The organism is Streptococcus sp. HMSC061E03, assembly GCF_001813505.1.
In the GTDB taxonomy this organism is placed as follows: Bacteria; Bacillota; Bacilli; order Lactobacillales; family Streptococcaceae; genus Streptococcus.
On the sequence record NZ_KV812784.1, the window covers coordinates 441,554 to 459,794 of the forward strand.

13 protein-coding genes are annotated in these 18,241 nt (G+C 43.2%); 11 read left to right on the forward strand and 2 right to left on the reverse strand.

What is annotated here, in order from left to right; genetic code table 11:
- Nucleotides 1-53: 53 nt before the first annotated feature.
- Complete coding sequence (locus HMPREF2917_RS02315) at nt 54-887, reverse strand: AraC family transcriptional regulator (RefSeq protein WP_049488378.1); 834 nt, start codon at nt 885-887, stop codon at nt 54-56.
- Between the two features lie 160 nt (nt 888-1,047).
- Between HMPREF2917_RS02315 and HMPREF2917_RS02320 the strand changes: the two genes are divergently transcribed.
- The 11 genes from HMPREF2917_RS02320 (at nt 1,048) to HMPREF2917_RS02370 (ending at nt 15,860) form a co-directional block, all read left to right on the forward strand.
- Nucleotides 1,048-3,210, forward strand: coding sequence for an alpha-galactosidase (locus tag HMPREF2917_RS02320; protein WP_070588885.1), 2,163 nt, complete (start codon nt 1,048-1,050; stop codon nt 3,208-3,210).
- Nucleotides 3,211-3,224: 14 nt separating this feature from the next.
- Nucleotides 3,225-4,484 (forward strand): extracellular solute-binding protein, encoded by a 1,260-nt coding sequence (locus HMPREF2917_RS02325; protein WP_014713531.1) that lies wholly within the window; start codon nt 3,225-3,227, stop codon nt 4,482-4,484.
- 13 nt (nt 4,485-4,497) lie between these two features.
- Nucleotides 4,498-5,364 carry a carbohydrate ABC transporter permease gene (locus tag HMPREF2917_RS02330; RefSeq protein WP_000757161.1) on the forward strand — a complete coding sequence of 289 codons (867 nt, stop codon included), beginning with the start codon at nt 4,498-4,500 and terminating at the stop codon, nt 5,362-5,364.
- A 13-nt stretch (nt 5,365-5,377) separates the two neighbouring features.
- Entirely contained in the window at nt 5,378-6,211 is an 834-nt protein-coding gene (locus HMPREF2917_RS02335) for a carbohydrate ABC transporter permease (RefSeq protein ID WP_021153463.1), read from the forward strand.
- Nucleotides 6,212-6,514: 303 nt separating this feature from the next.
- The gene (gtfA, locus tag HMPREF2917_RS02340) at nt 6,515-7,957 is read left to right on the forward strand and encodes a sucrose phosphorylase (RefSeq protein WP_070588886.1); all 1,443 of its coding nucleotides are present in this window, start codon (nt 6,515-6,517) and stop codon (nt 7,955-7,957) included.
- Nucleotides 7,958-8,082: 125 nt separating this feature from the next.
- A complete protein-coding gene (locus HMPREF2917_RS02345; protein WP_070588887.1) occupies nt 8,083-10,530 on the forward strand; it encodes a glycoside hydrolase family 3 N-terminal domain-containing protein in 2,448 nt (815 codons plus the stop codon).
- Nucleotides 10,531-10,770: 240 nt separating this feature from the next.
- Nucleotides 10,771-11,949, forward strand: a complete 1,179-nt coding sequence (locus HMPREF2917_RS02350) for a galactokinase (RefSeq protein WP_371106496.1) — start codon at nt 10,771-10,773, stop codon at nt 11,947-11,949.
- 9 nt (nt 11,950-11,958) lie between these two features.
- Entirely contained in the window at nt 11,959-12,618 is a 660-nt protein-coding gene (locus tag HMPREF2917_RS02355; RefSeq protein ID WP_003019011.1) for an HAD family hydrolase, read from the forward strand.
- Nucleotides 12,615-14,087 (forward strand): UDP-glucose--hexose-1-phosphate uridylyltransferase, encoded by a 1,473-nt coding sequence (gene galT, locus HMPREF2917_RS02360; RefSeq protein WP_070588888.1) that lies wholly within the window; start codon nt 12,615-12,617, stop codon nt 14,085-14,087. Before HMPREF2917_RS02355 ends, galT begins: the two co-directional genes overlap by 4 nt.
- A gap of 64 nt (nt 14,088-14,151) precedes the next feature.
- On the forward strand, nt 14,152-15,150 hold the full coding sequence (gene galE / locus HMPREF2917_RS02365) for a UDP-glucose 4-epimerase GalE (RefSeq protein ID WP_041826364.1): 999 nt from the start codon (nt 14,152-14,154) through the stop codon (nt 15,148-15,150).
- Between the two features lie 125 nt (nt 15,151-15,275).
- Complete coding sequence (locus HMPREF2917_RS02370) at nt 15,276-15,860, forward strand: DUF1307 domain-containing protein (RefSeq protein WP_045759595.1); 585 nt, start codon at nt 15,276-15,278, stop codon at nt 15,858-15,860.
- Between the two features lie 573 nt (nt 15,861-16,433).
- On the opposite strand, the gene HMPREF2917_RS02375 is transcribed toward HMPREF2917_RS02370, so the two are convergent.
- On the reverse strand, nt 16,434-17,951 hold the full coding sequence (locus HMPREF2917_RS02375) for an ATP-binding cassette domain-containing protein (protein ID WP_049488363.1): 1,518 nt from the start codon (nt 17,949-17,951) through the stop codon (nt 16,434-16,436).
- Between the last annotated feature and the right edge of the window lie 290 nt (nt 17,952-18,241).

Below are 18,241 nucleotides of genomic sequence, written 5' to 3' on the forward strand. Positions count from 1 at the left end.
TGATTTCTACTTCCAGTATACTCTAAAAACTAGTAAAAAGAAATAAAATTTTACTAAATTTTATGTTTGCTGCGATATTGGCTAGGAGTCAGTAGGCTATAGGCCTTAAATGCCTTTGAAAAATAGAGGGGATCTGAAAAGCCCACCGAGTAAGCTACAATCTTAATGCTTTCGTCCGTATTGGTCAGTAACTGCTGGGCACGCTGCATGCGGACCGAGTGCAAGAATTCCTTGGGAGAGATCTGGTGAAACTCCTTAAAGACAGTTGTCAGATAGGAGCGATGGACATTGAGGTCATCGGCGATCTCTTGAATACTCAAGTGTTCTTTACCGTAATGCGTCTCAATCACATGCTTACAGGTCAGGTAGAGTTGATAGGTTGGAGAGAGATAGCTCTTTTGTATGTTGGGAGCTATTTCCCCAATGAGATAAAGCAGTTCATAGATCTGCGAGAGAAGGTGGAGTTGGTAATGAGAAGTCATTTTCGAAGCCTCTGCCTTGTGGACGAGCTGCTCCATAAACTGGCCGATCTTTTCTGTTTCCACCTCTGTTTTCTTTAAAAAGCCTTTTTCATGCAAGGTTGAAAAACGCATGAAATCACTCACCTTGGTGCCACTGATGCCAATCCAGTAGTAGGACCAAGGTTCTTCTTCATCTGCCTTGTAGTAGGTCACCTTATTTTTGGGGAGAAGGAAGAGATCCCCGGCCTCTAGGTGGATTTCTTTTTTATTGAAGTGGAAGACTCCCTTTCCCTTGGTAATAAAATGCAGAACAAAATTGTCCCGAACGCTGGGGCCAAATTCATAGTTTTTAGGACAATCTTCGTAGCCATAAAAATCAAGGGCTAGGTCAATGGTATCAGTTTGGTATTCAGAAAAGACTAACATAGGTAAACCTCCTACCTAACATTTTACCATATATGTCCAACAAAATTCTATTTTAGTAAACGTTTACATAATGTAAGATAAAGACATGTTAAAAAAGAAAGTTATTGGAACTGAATTTAAAAATACATAGTGATATTTTTGGGGTCCAATGGAGGAAGATATGGCAATTCGTATTGAACAGAATTTGTTCTATGTAGAAAGTAAGGGACTGAGCCTCATCCTTGAAAATCGGGATGGCTACCTGATGCTCAAGCATCTGGGACGTCCGATCCCGTCTTATCATTTTTCCAATACGGTGCATGAAAAAGATCATGCCTTCTCTGGGAATCCAACACCTGACAATCGAACCTTCAGCTTGGATACCCAGCGTCAGATCTTAGGACAGCACGGGCTTGGAGATTTCCGAAAGCCGTCTATTCAAATCCAGCACGGCGCCACAGAGGTGACGGATTTCCTCTATGTCGGAGCCAATATCTACTCTGGCAGTGTCGAGGCAACTGGTCTTCCGAATCCTCACTCGGTAGATCAGGCTGAAACCTTAGCCCTGGTCTTTGAAGATGATCAAGCAGCCCTCCGGTTGACCATCTACTACACAGCCTACGAGGACCGGGCAACCATCACCAGCTTTTCAAAGATTGAAAACTGCAGTGATGAAAGCGTCGTGATCCACAAGGCGCTCAGTGTGTTGGCAGATGTCCCAGCAGGTGACTATGATGTCATCACCCTTCAAGGGGCCTATGCGAGAGAAAAAACAGTTCGCCGTCAGCAAGTGGAACAAGGAATCTTCTCCATCATCTCCAACCGTGGTGCTTCTGGACACGCCCAGACCCCAGCCCTCATCCTTGCTGAGCATGAAGTGACAGAAGATGCGGGTTCAGCCCTTGCTTTCCAACTGCTCTACAGTGGGAATTTTGAAGGATTGGTTCAAAAGAATCAACTCAATGAAGTGCGGGTTGGATTGGGAATCAATCCAGAAAACTTCTCCTGGGAGTTAGCGCCAAATCAGAGTTTTGATACGCCGGTAGCCATGATCAGCTACTCACATGAGGGATTGACTGGTCTCAGTCAAGAGAGTCAAGCATTTGTCCAAAACCATATCATTCCAACACAGTTTGCCCATAAAGAACGTCCAATTCTGATCAACAACTGGGAAGCGACCTACTTTGACTTTAAGAAAGACAAATTATTGGAGTTAGCAGATGAGGCTCAAAAAGTAGGGATCGAACTCTTTGTTCTGGATGATGGCTGGTTCGGCAATCGCTATGATGACAATCGGGCTCTCGGTGATTGGACTGTCAATGAAGAGAAATTAGGAGGAAGTCTAGCAGAATTGATCCAAGGCATCCACGACAAGGGACTTCAATTTGGCCTTTGGGTGGAGCCAGAAATGATTTCTGTTGATAGCGACCTCTATCGGGCTCATCCGGACTGGGCTATTCAAGTCCCAGGCTATGAACACACCTATTCACGGAATCAACTAGTGCTTGATTTCGCAAATAAAGAAGTAGTGGCTTATATCAAGCAGGTCTTGGATGACTTACTTGGAAATCATGAGATCGACTATATCAAATGGGACATGAACCGTAATATCACCAAACTTGGAAATGGGAAAACCTACCTTGAAACCAAGATGCAATCCCATGCTTATATCTTAGGTCTCTATGAAGTAGTTTCTTACTTAACAGAGAAGTACGAGAACATCCTCTTTGAGTCCTGCTCTGGAGGTGGTGGCCGCAACGACCTTGGTATGATGCGGTACTTCCCTCAGGTCTGGGCAAGTGACAATACGGATGCCATTGCCAGACTTCCGATCCAGTATGGTTCTAGCTACCTCTATCCTACCATTTCTATGGGGGCTCACGTATCAGCGGTTCCAAATCACCAGATGGGAAGGATGACACCGCTTGAAACGCGTGGTCATGTGGCCATGATGGGAAATCTGGGCTATGAATTGGATTTAACCAGTCTTCCGAAAGAAGAGTTGGATCGGATCGCAGCACAAGTCGCTCATTACAAAACGATTCGACCACTTGTTCAATTCGGAAAACACTACCGCTTGATCAATCCAAGCCAAGGTAGCAATCAAGCAGCCGTCCAGTTCACTTATCAAGATCGCACGGTTGTAACTTATGTACGGGTCTTATCAACGGTTGAGGAGATCGAGCCGACCCTGAAACTCAAAGGATTGGAAGAAGATGCGCTCTATCGCTTAGAAGGGACGGATCAAGTCTATTCAGGAGCTGAGCTCATGTATGCTGGCTTAACCGTCGTTCTTCCTCAGGGAGATTTCCTCAGCAAACAATATGTTTTTGTCAAAAAATAAAAGGAGACAGCCAAATGAAATGGTATAAAAAAATCGGACTTCTTGCGACTACAGGCCTAGCCTTGTTTGGGCTTGGCGCTTGCTCCAACGATGGAAAATCTGCGGATGGCACAGTGACTATCGAGTATTTCAACCAGAAAAAAGAAATGACCAAAACCTTGGAAGAAATCGCGCGTGATTTTGAAAAGGAAAACCCAAAGGTCAAGGTCAAAGTCGTCAATGTACCGAACGCTGGTGAAGTATTGAAAACACGTGTCCTCGCAGGAGATGTGCCAGATGTGGTCAATATTTACCCACAGTCCATCGAACTACAAGAATGGGCAAAAGCAGGCGTCTTCGAAGATTTGTCCAATAAAGACTATCTGAAACGTGTGAAAAATGGCTACGCTGAAAAATATGCTGTAAATGGAAAAGTCTACAACGTTCCCTTTACAGCCAACGCTTATGGAATTTACTACAACAAAGATAAATTCGAAGAATTGGGCTTGAAGGTTCCTGAAACTTGGGACGAGTTCGAACAGTTAGTAAAAGACATTGTTGCCAAAGGACAAACTCCATTTGGGATTGCAGGAGCAGATGCTTGGACGCTCAATGGGTATAATCAATTAGCCTTTGCGACAGCAGCAGGTGGAGGAAAAGAAGCCAACCAATACCTTCGTTATTCTCAACCAAATGCCATTAAATTGTCTGATCCGATTATGAAGGATGACATCAAGGTCATGGATATCCTTCGCATTAAAGGTTCTAAGCAAAAGAACTGGGAAGGTGCAGGTTATACAGACGTTATCGGAGCCTTCGCGCGTGGAGATGTCCTCATGACACCAAATGGGTCTTGGGCCATCACAGCTATCAATGAACAAAAACCGAAATTTAAGATTGGGACCTTCATGATTCCAGGGAAAGAAAAAGGACAAAGCTTAACCGTTGGTGCGGGAGACTTAGCATGGTCTATCTCAGCTACTACCAAACATCCAAAAGAAGCCAATGCCTTTGTGGAATACATGACCCGTCCAGAAGTCATGCAAAAGTACTATGATGTGGACGGATCTCCAACAGCGATCGAAGGGGTCAAACAAGCAGGAGAGGATTCACCGCTTGCTGGGATGACCAAATATGCCTTTACGGATCGTCATTTGGTGTGGTTGCAACAATACTGGACCAGTGAAGCAGACTTCCATACCTTGACGATGAACTATGTCTTGACAGGTGATAAACAAGGAATGGTCAATGATTTGAATGCCTTCTTTAACCCGATGAAAGCGGATGTGGATTAGGAGTAGAGAGACGATGAAAAAAGTATTACAAAAATATTGGGCATGGGCTTTTGTGGTCATTCCCCTCTTATTACAAGCAATTTTCTTCTATGTGCCAATGTTTCAAGGAGCCTTTTACAGTTTTACTAACTGGACAGGTTTGACCTATAACTACAAATTTGTTGGCTTGAACAACTTTAAACTCCTCTTTATGGATCCAAAATTCATGAATGCTATTGGCTTTACTGCGATCATCACGATTGCTATGGTAGTTGGTGAGATTGCCCTTGGGATCTTCATTGCGCGTGTTTTGAACTCTAAAATCAAAGGCCAAACCTTCTTCCGTGCTTGGTTCTTCTTCCCAGCTGTTTTGTCTGGTTTGACAGTGGCGTTGATCTTCAAACAAGTCTTCAACTACGGTCTACCAGCGATTGGGAATGCCCTTCATATTGAGTTTCTTCAAACCAGTCTTTTAGGGACTAAGTGGGGAGCGATCTTTGCGGCTGTCTTTGTCCTTCTTTGGCAAGGGGTGGCCATGCCTATCATTATCTTCCTAGCTGGTCTACAATCTATTCCAACTGAGATTACAGAAGCAGCCAGAATCGATGGTGCGACGAGCAAGCAAGTCTTCTGGAATATTGAATTGCCTTACTTGTTGCCAAGTGTCTCTATGGTCTTTATCCTAGCCCTAAAAGGTGGGCTTACCGCCTTTGACCAAGTCTTTGCCATGACTGGAGGGGGTCCAAACAATGCCACAACCTCACTTGGACTCTTGGTTTATAACTACGCCTTTAAAAACAACCAATTCGGTTATGCCAATGCCATTGCCGTAATCCTGTTCTTCTTGATTGTAGTGATTTCGATCATCCAATTGAGAGTATCTAAGAAATTTGAAATTTAAGAGGAGAAGCACGATGAAACAAGATGAAAGAAAAGCCTTGATTGGCAAATACATTCTATTGATTCTAGGATCGGTTCTGATTTTAGTGCCACTCCTTGCCACTCTCTTTAGTTCCTTCAAACCCACCAAAGATATTGTAGATAATTTCTTTGGATTTCCAACCAACTTCACATGGGACAACTTTAGCCGTCTCTTAGCTGATGGCATTGGAGGCTATTATTGGAACTCTGTTGTCATCACTGTCTTGTCTTTACTTGCTGTGATGATCTTTATTCCTATGGCGGCCTACTCAATCGCCCGCAATATGAGTAAAAGAAAAGCCTTTACCATCATGTACACCCTCTTGATCCTTGGGATTTTCGTACCTTTCCAAGTCATCATGATTCCGATCACGGTTATGATGAGTAAACTCGGTTTAGCTAACACCTTTGGTTTGATCTTGCTCTACTTGACCTATGCGATTCCACAGACCCTCTTTCTCTATGTAGGGTATATCAAAATCTCTATTCCAGAAAGTTTGGATGAAGCAGCAGAAATCGATGGTGCTAATAAATTTACAACCTATTTCCGCATCATCTTCCCAATGATGAAACCGATGCATGCGACAACCATGATCATCAATGCCCTTTGGTTCTGGAATGATTTCATGTTGCCACTCCTTGTCTTGAACCGGGATTCAAAAATGTGGACCCTGCCTTTGTTCCAATACAACTACGCAGGCCAATATTTCAACGACTACGGACCAAGCTTTGCCTCTTACGTGGTCGGTATTATCAGTATCACCATTGTCTATCTCTTCTTCCAACGCCATATCATCGCAGGAATGAGCAACGGCGCAGTGAAATAAGAAATAAGATACAAAGGGACGATTCAGCTTGCTGAAAATTTCTGTAGTACCCTAGGGCATCCACATCCGTAAACTACTGAAGTAGTAACGGCTGTGGAAATATAGGAAATCGACGTAGTGTGCTTGCACACAAGGAGATTTATCTTTTTTCCTAAGAAATTAGTCCCGTGTTCAATTCCAGATACAAAGGGACGATTGAGCTTGTTGATTTAAATCGTATCCTAGGAAGCAATTCTAAAATAGAAAAACTCATGAAAGCCAGGTCCTCAAAGACTTGGCTTTCAAAAAAGAAAGGGAACCATTATGCCAATTCAAAACAAAACCATGTTAATTACTTACTCAGATAGCTTAGGAAATAACCTGAAGGATCTCTATGAAAATCTAGAGAAACATTTTGGAGATGCAGTAGGTGGAGTACACCTCTTACCATTTTTTCCATCAACTGGTGACCGTGGCTTTGCGCCTGTAGACTATGACCAAGTGGATCCAGCCTTTGGAGATTGGGAAGATGTCAAACGCTTGGGCGACAAGTACTATCTTATGTTTGACTTTATGATCAATCACATTTCTCGTCAGTCTAAATACTACAAGGACTACCAAGAAAAGCACGACCAAAGTGCCTACAAGGAGCTCTTTCTCAACTGGGACAAGTTCTGGCCGGAGAATCGTCCGACTCAAGCAGATGTAGATTTGATTTATAAGCGCAAAGACCGAGCTCCAAAACAAGCTATCACTTTTGCGGATGGGACGACTGAGCATCTCTGGAATACTTTCGGGGAAGAGCAGATTGACCTAGATGTGACCAAGGAAGTGACCATGGATTTTATTCGCAAGACCATCGAACACCTGGCGAGCAATGGCTGTGACCTCATTCGTTTGGACGCCTTTGCCTATGCGGTGAAGAAATTGGACACTAATGATTTCTTCGTGGAGCCAGATATTTGGGATTTGTTGGATAAGGTGCGCGATATGGCGGCAGGCTACGGTGCTGAGCTTCTTCCAGAAATTCATGAGCACTATTCTATCCAATTTAAAATTGCCGATCACGACTATTATGTCTATGACTTCGCGCTTCCAATGGTGACCCTCTATACCCTCTATAGTTCAAAAGTGGATCGCCTTGCCAAGTGGTTGAAGATGAGTCCGATGAAGCAGTTCACGACCCTCGATACCCATGATGGAATTGGGGTGGTCGATGTCAAGGATATCTTGACAGATGAAGAGATTGACTATGCTTCAAATGAGCTTTATAAGGTTGGGGCAAATGTTAAACGAAAATATTCCACAGCAGAATACAACAACTTGGACATCTACCAAATCAATTCGACTTACTATTCAGCCCTTGGAGATGACGATCGTAAGTACTTCCTAGCCCGTTTAATTCAAGCCTTTGCACCAGGTATTCCACAGGTTTATTATGTTGGATTCCTAGCTGGGAAGAATGATTTGGAACTCTTAGAAAACACCAAAGAAGGCCGCAATATCAACCGTCATTACTACAGCAATGAAGAAATCGCTCAAGAAGTAGAGCGACCAGTCGTGCAAGCCCTTCTCAAGCTCTTTAGTTTCCGGAACAACTCGCAAGCTTTTGACCTAGAAGGAAGCATTGAAGTGGAAACACCAGATGATCATACCATTGTCATCACGCGCCAAAATAAAGACCAAACTGTCACAGCAGTAGCCCGAATCGATCTTGCTGAGGGCACTTACCAAGTGACAGAAAACGGTCAAGAAATGGTATTTTAAAAAAATATGAACGAACTAAAGGATAAGTAAAAAATGCTTATCCTTTTTCTATTTTATATATTGCAACCGTTTACAAAACTATAAAACAATGGTACAATATCTATTGAAAGAAAGGAGGTCGCTTTATGAAAAAAATCATTTATCCATCTGCGGCCCTATTAACGGCTTTTGCTCTATTATCTGTTCAAACAGCAAAAGCAGACACAGCTCAAGCGTCGGATCAAGCCAATGAATCGGCAGCAACAGTAGAAGAGGTGGTGGCTTCTCCAACGCCAGAAAGCACTACAGAAAATCAGGGAGAAGTGGCTGAAACACCGACGACAACAGACCGTGCAGCTGTCCCTGCTGCCTCCCCAACGGTATCATCGACAGAGACGGCATCCCCTGAAGTGGAAAAACTGATTGAAAACATGCCACTCAAACAAAAAGTGACCCAAATGATTATGCCGGACTTCCGTAAGTGGCAGGAGGCTAATCAGGAGTCACCACAGGATCTCACCAAGGTCAATGCTGAAGTAGCAGATGCAATTGATAAATATGATTTTGGAGGCGTCATTCTTTTTGCTGAAAACGTCAAAGAGACCAAGCAAACTCTGGCTCTGACGCAAGATATGCAAAAGGCAGCGATTGAAAACAAAGCCAATAACGGGAAGATTCCACTATTGTTAGCCATCGACCAAGAAGGAGGGATCGTCTACCGCTTGGGTACGGGTACAGCCCTTCCTGGTAATATGGCTATTGGGGCTACCAATGATCCCAAACTAGCGAAAGAAGCCGGTCAAATCATCGGTCGAGAGCTTTCCGCGCTAGGCTTGAATGTGGACTTCGCTCCGGTGCTAGATACCAATAATAATCCTCAAAACCCTGTGATTGGGCTTCGTTCCTTCTCATCTGACCCGAACCGGGTTGCCTACTTGGGTATTCCGATGATGAAAGGCATTCAGGACTACAATGTGGCTGTAGCAGCCAAGCATTTCCCAGGTCACGGAGATACAGCGGTCGATTCACATACAGGTCTGCCATTGGTGGATAAATCACTTGCCGAGCTTGAAAAATTAGAACTCCTTCCATTCAAAAAAGCTATGGATGAAGGGGTAGACCTTTTGATGACGGCTCATATCCAATACCCGCAGATCGAAAAAGATCAGGTCGTGTCAAAAGAAACGGGTGAGAAAATCTATGTTCCAGCGACACTTTCAGATGATATTTTAACGGGCTTGGTACGGAAGAAATACGGCTATAAGGGCGTGATTGTCTCCGATGCCATGGGAATGGATGCCATCGCCAAGAACTTCGGTGAAGTGGAAGCTGTGAAGATGGCCATCAAAGCAGGGGTTGATTTGGTCTTGATGCCAACGACCCTTCGCAGTAAAGCCGATTTGAGCAAGATTGATACCATTGTCGATGCGGTGGTAGATGCTGTGAAAACCGGTGACATCTCAGAAGAGCGCTTAAATGAGTCGGTTCGCCGGATCCTGACCCTCAAAGAAAAACGTGGGGTCTTGAATTTTGATCCAAGTGCTCGGACGGCTGAAAAAGCAGAAGAAGCAGTCGGATCTAGCCTCAATCGTGAGTTGGAGCGTAAAATTGCAGCGGCAGCGGTGACGGTTGTAAAAAATGAAGACAATACCTTGCCATTTAAGGTGCAAACAGGGGACCATGTCTTACTCTTAGGAGCTTTTGAAAACGAAGTTCCTGGACTTGATTTGGGTATGCGTCGCTTAATTGCTGACGGAGTGCTTCCAAAAGATACCTCCTTTGTGGCCAAGAACTTCACTAAAGAATCTACCCTTGATAGTCTAAAAGAAGACCTCGAAAAAGCCACCCATATCGTAGTGATTTCAGAGATCGGTTATGAAGGGCAACTGGATAAAAATTTCTGGCGGACCAAGATCCCAACAGAAATCGTCAATTATGCCAATACCAACCATAAGAAGGCAGCTGTCCTTTCTATCTCTAAACCTTATGATGTAGCCAACTATCCAGCAGCCAAAGCCATTCTAGCAGTCTATGGAAATAAGGGAATGGATCCAACGGAATCCCTCAAACCAGACAATGCATTTGGTCCTAATATTCCTGCAGGAGTGGAAGTCATCTTCAATGGCAAGGAACATCTAGGTACCTTACCGGTGGATATTCCAAAAATTGTAGACGGAAAAATGTCGGAAACAGAGTACGCCTACCGCATTGGTCATGGTCTCTTCTATCCAGCACCTGCTCCATTGCCAACACCTGCTCCATTGCCAACACCTGCTCCACTGCCAACACCAGAAACCCAAGATCCAACTTCACCAGTTTTAGATCCAACCCATCAGACACAACCAGTAGAGATTGGTCACACTGGAATACAGGTTCTTGGTAACAAGCAAGAAAAAGTGACCCCTCTTGATGGACCACAAGTTACTCCAATCGCTGTGAAACAAGCCACTGCTCAGGCTCCTGCAAGTGTATCTGCTAGTCCTGCCTCATCGGTATTGCCAAAGACTGGTCAAACAGGGAACCTCCTAGCCCTTATGGGTGTCAGCATCTTAACCTTCCTTGGATCTTTTGTCTATCCAAGAAAGAAACACTAATGAATGAAGAATCTCAATTGGGTCATCTCCTAATTGAGATTTTTTGGTAAAAATTTACTAAAAATAACTCTAAATAGCAAGGGAGGAATAAAAGTTATAATCGGATGAAAAGCCTCTATTATCGCAATTTTTGATCCAATATAAAAAATTAATAAAAGTTTACTAAAAATAGTTGAATTTTTACTTCTAATCAGATATAATACAAGTATAAAAACGTTTACAAAACTAAAGGAGTTTCTCATGACGACAACAATCACATCTCAAGATTTACAAGCAAAATTCCAGGCTGTCTTTGGGGAAAAGGCTGACCACACTTTCTTCTCACCAGGACGGATTAATCTGATTGGTGAACACACTGACTATAATGGTGGCCATGTCTTCCCAGCAGCCATTACACTTGGTACCTACGGAGCTGCAAGAAAGCGTGAGGATAAGGTCTTGCGTTTCTTCTCAGGAAACTTTGAAGACAAGGGGATCATTGAAGTTCCACTTGAAAATCTCCACTTTGAAAAAGAGCACAACTGGACCAACTATCCAAAAGGCGTGCTCCACTTCTTGCAAGAAGCTGGTCATGTCATTGATAGCGGAATGGATGTCTATGTCTACGGTAATATTCCAAATGGATCTGGTCTTTCTTCTTCAGCTTCCCTTGAGCTCTTGATTGGCGTCATCGCTGAGAAACTATATGATCTTCACTTAGATCGTCTAGATCTGGTCAAGATCGGGAAACAAACCGAAAATCACTTCATCGGAGTCAACTCTGGGATCATGGACCAATTTGCCATCGGTATGGGAGCTGACCAACGGGCTATTTATCTCGATACCAACACCCTAGAGTATGATCTGGTACCGCTGGACCTCAAAGACAATGTCGTAGTCATCATGAATACTAACAAACGCCGGGAATTAGCGGATTCAAAATACAATGAACGTCGGGCAGAATGTGAAACTGCCGTTTCTGAACTCCAAGAAAAATTGGATATCCAAACCTTAGGGGAATTGGATCTCTGGGCTTTTGATGCTTACAGCTACTTGATCAAGGATGAAAATCGCATCAAACGAGCTCGCCATGCTGTACTTGAAAATCAACGGACCTTCCAAGCTCGTAAGGCACTTGAAGCAGGTGATTTAGAAGGCTTTGGCCGTCTCATGAATGCTTCCCACGTATCCTTGGAGCATGACTACGAAGTGACAGGTCTAGAATTAGATACCTTGGTGCATACAGCCTGGGAACAAGAAGGTGTCTTGGGCGCTCGTATGACAGGAGCAGGCTTTGGTGGTTGTGCCATCGCCCTTGTAAACAAAGATAAAGTTGAAGCCTTTAAAGAAGCTGTCGGCAAACGCTATGAAGAAGTCGTTGGCTATGCGCCAAGCTTCTATATTGCAGAAGTTGCGGCAGGGACACGAGTTTTAGACTAGGTGATAATAATGGAAGCTGTAATATTTGATTTAGATGGCTTATTAGCCGATACTGAAATCATTTCTCTAAAAGTTTATCAAGAATTGCTTAGAGATTTTGGAATTCCTTTCACAGAAGAAACTTATTCTAGAGACTACAGTGGACATAGGGAAGAGGAGAATGTTCAACGATTTTTGGATACCTATGATTTACCATGGAACTTTGACCAAACCTTGGCTAAAGTTTATGAACTAGAAGGTCGAATCTTAGCCCAAGGTGTTCATTTAAAAAAAGGTGCTAAAAATTTGCTTACTTTTTTGAAAACAGAGGGCATTCCAATCGCCTTAGCAACTTCAAGTGTTGAATCTCGGGCTAGAATGATCTTGGATAGCAATGGGGTACTGTCCCTATTTGACCATTTAGTTTTTGCAAAAGATGTCAAACGAAGCAAGCCATACCCAGATATATTTTTAAAGGCTTGTAGTGATTTGAATGCTTTACCAGAGAATTGCTTAGTACTAGAGGATAGTGAGGCAGGGATTGAAGCAGCCTATCGGGCTGGAATACCAGTCATATGTGTTCCAGATTTAAAAGTACCAGCACAGTCTTTCTTAACTAAAGCAGAACAAGTTTTCCAGGATTTGGATGCTGTCAGAGACTATTTAAAACGTAAGAAGGAGAATCAATGAATCAGGGAATTTTAGATGCATTTGTTACAGCCGTCATTGCGGCGAGTGACTACGAAGAGATGGATCGGATTTATCTAAAAAATCGCATCATGAGTCGCGTTGGAGAAGAAGGGCTAGATGCCACAGCTCAAAAAGAAGAGTTGATTGCGCTCAAAGATCAGCTGGTAGAGATCGCTGTTGCAAATAGCAAGATCCAAGATAGTATGGCCGCAAAAGACAGCCTAGGTGCGGAGTTGATGGATTGGATCACCCCTAGCCCTAGTCAGGTCAACCATCGTTTCTGGGAGACCTACCGTCAGTCCAAGGAAGACGCGATTGCTGATTTCTATGCCCTTTCTAAGCGCAATGATTACATCAAGGTCAAAGCCATTGCGCAAAACATTGCCTTTGAGGCTGAAACTCCCTACGGTTCTCTTGAAATCACCATCAATCTGTCAAAACCTGAAAAAGATCCTAAAGACATTGCAGCGGCCAAGCTTGCCAAAGCCAGTCATTATCCAGCCTGCCAATTGTGCTTTGAAAATGAAGGCTATCAAGGTCGCCTAGACCATCCAGCACGGGCCAATCACCGGATTATTCGCTTTGACATGGACGGTCATGATTGGGGTTTTCAGTATTCCCCTTATGCCTACTTCAATGAACACTGTATTTTCCTCGATAGCCAGCATGTTCCCATGGCCATTAGCCGCAAGACCTTTGAGCGACTCTTGACCATTGTCGAGACTTTTCCAGGCTATTTTGCAGGGTCCAATGCAGATCTGCCCATTGTAGGGGGATCCATCCTGACTCATGATCATTACCAAGGCGGACGACATACCTTCCCTATGGAGCTAGCTCCTGTTGAGGAAAGCTTTAGCGTTGAGGGATTTGAGGCTGTATCGGTAGGGATTGTTAACTGGCCCATGTCAGTTCTTCGTTTGAATTCAGATGACAAGGCGCAATTGATTGCCCTGGCAGACAATATCCTCACAGCCTGGCGAGGCTACTCAGATCCAGCTGTTCAAGTCTTAGCGGCATCCGACGGTCAGCCCCACCATACCATTACCCCCATTGCACGGATTCGTGATGGGCATTATGAACTGGACTTGGTGCTCCGTGACAACCAAACCTCACCAGAGCATCCCGATGGCATTTATCACCCACATGCAGATGTGCAACATATCAAAAAAGAAAATATCGGTCTGATTGAAGTCATGGGCTTGGCTATTTTGCCACCTCGCCTCAAGGAAGAGCTCAAGCAGGTTCAAGACTATCTCCTTGGACGTGAGAATACTGTGGCGACCTACCACCAGGCTTGGGCGGATGATTTGAAAACCACTCACCCAGCCATCACAGAAGAAGCAGAGGCAGAGGCCCTTGTCCATGAATCAGTCGGCCAGATCTTTGCGCGCGTGCTCGAAGATGCTGGAGTCTACAAGAGAACAGCAGAAGGACAAGCTGCCTTTAGACGCTTTGTTGCGACACTTTAAGTGTGGAGAAGAGGCAGAAATTTGGTACAATAAGAGAGAAGACAAAGAAGCGAAAGGAAAACAAATGGCAATACTCGTACTCGGAGGAGCTGGCTATATCGGTTCCCACATGGTGGACCGTTTGGTCAATGAAGGACAGGAAAAAGTCGTCGTGGTCGATAGCCTGGTCACAGGTCACCGTGCAGCGGTGCATCCAGATGCCGTCTTTTACCAAGGAGACCTGGCGGACCAAGACTTTATGCGCACTGTTTTTAAGGAACATGCAGATATCGATGCGGTCATCCACTTTGCGGCTTACTCACTAGTCGCGGAATCCATGGCCGATCCATTGAAATATTTTGATAACAATACAGCAGGCATGGTCAAACTCTTGGAAGTCATGCATGAATGTGGGGTCCACTACATCGTCTTTTCTTCAACTGCTGCCACTTACGGCATTCCAGAAGAAATTCCGATTCTTGAGACCACTCCACAAAAACCGATCAACCCTTATGGGGAAAGCAAGCTCATGATGGAAACCATTATGCGCTGGGCCGATCAAGCCTACGGCATCAAGTATGTGCCTCTTCGTTACTTTAATGTAGCAGGTGCTAAGCCAGATGGATCTATCGGAGAAGACCATGGACCAGAGACCCATCTCTTGCCGATCGTCTTACAAGTGGCCCAAGGCAAACGCGAAAAGATCTCTATTTTTGGAGATGACTACCAGACACCAGATGGCACCAATGTTCGGGACTATGTCCATCCATTTGACTTGGCAGATGCCCATCTTTTAGCAGTGGAGTATCTCCGAAAAGGGAATGAATCGACCGCCTTTAATCTGGGCTCATCGACTGGATTCTCCAATCTTCAAATCGTTGAAGCAGCCCGCAAGGTGACGGGACATCCGATTCCACTTGAGATGGCTGATCGCAGACCAGGTGATCCAGATACCTTGATCGCATCATCTGAGAAGGCGCGTGCCATCCTCGGCTGGCAACCAAAATTTGACAATATCGAAACCATCATCCAAACTGCCTGGGCTTGGCATTCCAGCCACCCAGACGGCTACAATGATCGATAAGGAGAGGATTGTGAACATCATTTTGAGGCTTTTCTGATAACATCTATATCTACAGTTGATCTTGCTACATGACTCATTTCAGACGTCAGTCATTTCCCTAACCATCAAAAAATGAGGTATTCAAGATGAATAAAACCACAAAAATGTTAGCCGTCTTCTTGACAGCGGGTCTTCTTTTAGCTGGTTGCGCACAAAAAGAGACTACAAAATCTACTAGTCCATCGTCTACTAAAGCGACCAGTAAAGCAACAAGCAAATCATCCGCTAAAGAAAAGACAAAAGAGTCATCAACTGATGAAAGCAAAAAAGAAGATGCACTAGCAGGTGCTCAAAAAACTGTTCTCGAAACGAGTGATGAAGCAGGTAAGTCAACTATCACCTTGTATTACAAGGGAGACACCTTGTTATTACAAGAAAAAGTTGATGATTACGACGTCTCAAAAGTGCCTGGTGAGAACCCTCTTGAAACTATGAAAGAAGCTGTTGCCAAGAGCCAAGAAAAATTCAAAGATCTGATGGGACATGGATTTGAACTGACATCAGAATACAAGGACGGAATCTTTTATATCCGCAATACCATTGATTACACAAAAATCGATTTTAATAAATTAAAAGAAATCGTACCAGGATTTAATCCCCTAGATGACAAAACAGTCAGTTATTCAGTAACGAAAGACAGTCTTATCAAGGGCGGAATGGTCGAAAAATAAACCAAATGGAGAGCAGCTCAGTTTGTTGCTCTCTTTTTGGTTGAGTATGAATTCATGGGTATATTTTGGTAGAATAGGATTTAAGGAAAAGAGTATTTAAATGAGTGATATCTTTTTAGAGAGTTCAAATCATGATTTGCATTTGTATGAATAAAATCTTTAGTTGAGTGATTACAGGAAAGCCGTCCACTGACGAGTAGGAAGTATTGAGAAGATCAATCCAGTATACTTATGCACTGATCAAACGATTCATCCCTTTTGAAATTAAAGATGTAATAGAAGGGGTTGGAAGAAATACAATTAAATATAAAAAAGAGGCTGGGACAAAAGTCCTAGCCTCTCTATTGTTTTTGGATTGTCGAGCAAGACGCAGTTGTTGAGTGGGCTCTAATACGCTGATTTCATCAGCTTATACAGGCCTACTCAACTGTGCGGAGGTGGAACGACGAAATCGAATTCTAACGAATGACCGATTTCTGTCCCACTCTCTTTTTGAGGTTAAGATGACCTCAATCTATCTGTGCCCGATGATGTATTGATCATGGTAAAACAAATCTTCGTGAGAAAGCAAGTCTACTCATTTTTTTGAATGATTAGTTCTCCAGATCTAATTTCCCAGACCTGGTCAAAGTTCTTTAGTGCTTCATTCTGTCGGTGTAAAGTAATGATGACAGCACACGGTAAGTCTAGTACTTTTTTCAATTCTGCCTCGAACTGATGAGCATCCAAGGCTGAAAAAGGTTCATCCATAATAACTAATGGACTCTGGCGGTTTTTTTCTCGATTGAGGTACATGCGTTGTTGTTGACCACCTGACAGGGATTGAGGAGGTGTTGCTTCGAACTCCGCATCCTTAAACTCTGCGAGGAAAGTATTGAATAGCGTAACATTATTTTCATAACTAGAGATGAAGCTATGCTCTTGTTGCAAGATCAGGCCAAATCTCCCCCAAAGCTGATTTAGAGGAAGATCATTCAGCAAGATCTCGCCTTGGAAATCCTCATCCGTACCATTTAAAATATTGAGCAGGCTACTCTTACCTGATCCGTTCTCTCCTATGAGGGCAATCTTATCTCCTTTGTGAATGGTGGCAAAAGAAATCTTCAATGTTGATTCCCCAAGTTGTTTAGAAAGATTCTTCAATGTGATCGTTTCAAAGGAAGGCTGTGGTGACTGAATTGAAGATGGATGCTTAACAATAGTTTGAAAGCTTTTAATTACAGGTTTTACCGACTCCAACATTTGCAGATCGTAAAGGATTTCTTGAATTGGTTCTGAGAAGGCTGTAATATAACCAAAACTAGCCACCACCTCAGGGATACCAATTTGCTGATGATATAGAGAGTAAGCTAGATAGGAAAAGAGAATAAGGCTAATGAATTCAAAAGAAATACCCGTCAAGAGAATACCTGTAATTTTAGTCAAACCATACCCAAGATACTTATCCTGCAAGTTTTTGAGAGAACTTCTTTGTTGCTCTATAAAATGAGGTAGAGTGAGTTTGTTAACTAGGTGATGTCCTCGGAATAGATCCTCCAAGGTCCGATAATAATCAGCTTGCTTTTCAAGATAGGTTTGTCTACGCTTCGCAGTCAATTGACCAACGATCTTTGGAATTTGAATACTGATGGCTGTTGAAATCAGTAGGATCAATGCCACTATAGGATTGATCGTTCTGGTAATAATGACGGTATAAATCAAAATTCGAAGAATCTGCTTAAAAAAACTCATCAGTGGAGGTAGATAATCTTTTTCCAGTGAATCAAGATCATTAGATTGATAAGAAATGTATTCTGCGACTGTTTTCTGCTTGAAATCATGGTGGGCAAGTCCTAAAAGAGATTGAAACCAATCGTTCTTTAGATTTGTCGAAAAGAGAATGGCCTGTTTCCAGTCAAGGCGCATTTGGATGTAGTTGCAAGTCAGGTAACCTATAACTGCGATGCAATAACCTGACAAAGCTATTTGATAGTGGCCACGAATTAATTCTTGTGTAAAGTATGGAAGAAGAGCCGTACAAATATTGGACAGTCCACTAAAGAGAAAATTAAAGAAAAGATACCAGCGCAGAGGCTTAAGGTATTGAAGCATAGACGAAACTCCTTGATAAAGCTATAACATAAAACTGATAATGACATAACAGCCCAGTTACATTAATGAGCAAATAGGGGCATTAGTTAGAAACTTTCATTTTTGTAAAATATAACTAAATTATAGCATATGATGAAGTCAGTTTATTAATTTAGAAGAAGTTTGTCCATGTATTTCTCAAAAAAATTTGATATTAGGATGATTCTGTAGGCGTGTTAATTTAAACAAAAGAATTGCTAGCGACAGGAGATGTTATCATCATCGAACATACGCAAAACGACGCTTACTGG

Coding starts and splice junctions, on each gene's coding strand:
- HMPREF2917_RS02315 (WP_049488378.1), bottom strand. CDS start 887: ATGTTAGTCTTTTCTGAATACCAAACTGATACCATTGACCTAGCCCTT.
- HMPREF2917_RS02320 (WP_070588885.1), top strand. CDS start 1,048: ATGGCAATTCGTATTGAACAGAATTTGTTCTATGTAGAAAGTAAGGGA.
- HMPREF2917_RS02325 (WP_014713531.1), top strand. CDS start 3,225: ATGAAATGGTATAAAAAAATCGGACTTCTTGCGACTACAGGCCTAGCC.
- HMPREF2917_RS02330 (WP_000757161.1), top strand. CDS start 4,498: ATGAAAAAAGTATTACAAAAATATTGGGCATGGGCTTTTGTGGTCATT.
- HMPREF2917_RS02335 (WP_021153463.1), top strand. CDS start 5,378: ATGAAACAAGATGAAAGAAAAGCCTTGATTGGCAAATACATTCTATTG.
- gtfA (WP_070588886.1), top strand. CDS start 6,515: ATGCCAATTCAAAACAAAACCATGTTAATTACTTACTCAGATAGCTTA.
- HMPREF2917_RS02345 (WP_070588887.1), top strand. CDS start 8,083: ATGAAAAAAATCATTTATCCATCTGCGGCCCTATTAACGGCTTTTGCT.
- HMPREF2917_RS02350 (WP_371106496.1), top strand. CDS start 10,771: ATGACGACAACAATCACATCTCAAGATTTACAAGCAAAATTCCAGGCT.
- HMPREF2917_RS02355 (WP_003019011.1), top strand. CDS start 11,959: ATGGAAGCTGTAATATTTGATTTAGATGGCTTATTAGCCGATACTGAA.
- galT (WP_070588888.1), top strand. CDS start 12,615: ATGAATCAGGGAATTTTAGATGCATTTGTTACAGCCGTCATTGCGGCG.
- galE (WP_041826364.1), top strand. CDS start 14,152: ATGGCAATACTCGTACTCGGAGGAGCTGGCTATATCGGTTCCCACATG.
- HMPREF2917_RS02370 (WP_045759595.1), top strand. CDS start 15,276: ATGAATAAAACCACAAAAATGTTAGCCGTCTTCTTGACAGCGGGTCTT.
- HMPREF2917_RS02375 (WP_049488363.1), bottom strand. CDS start 17,951: ATGCTTCAATACCTTAAGCCTCTGCGCTGGTATCTTTTCTTTAATTTT.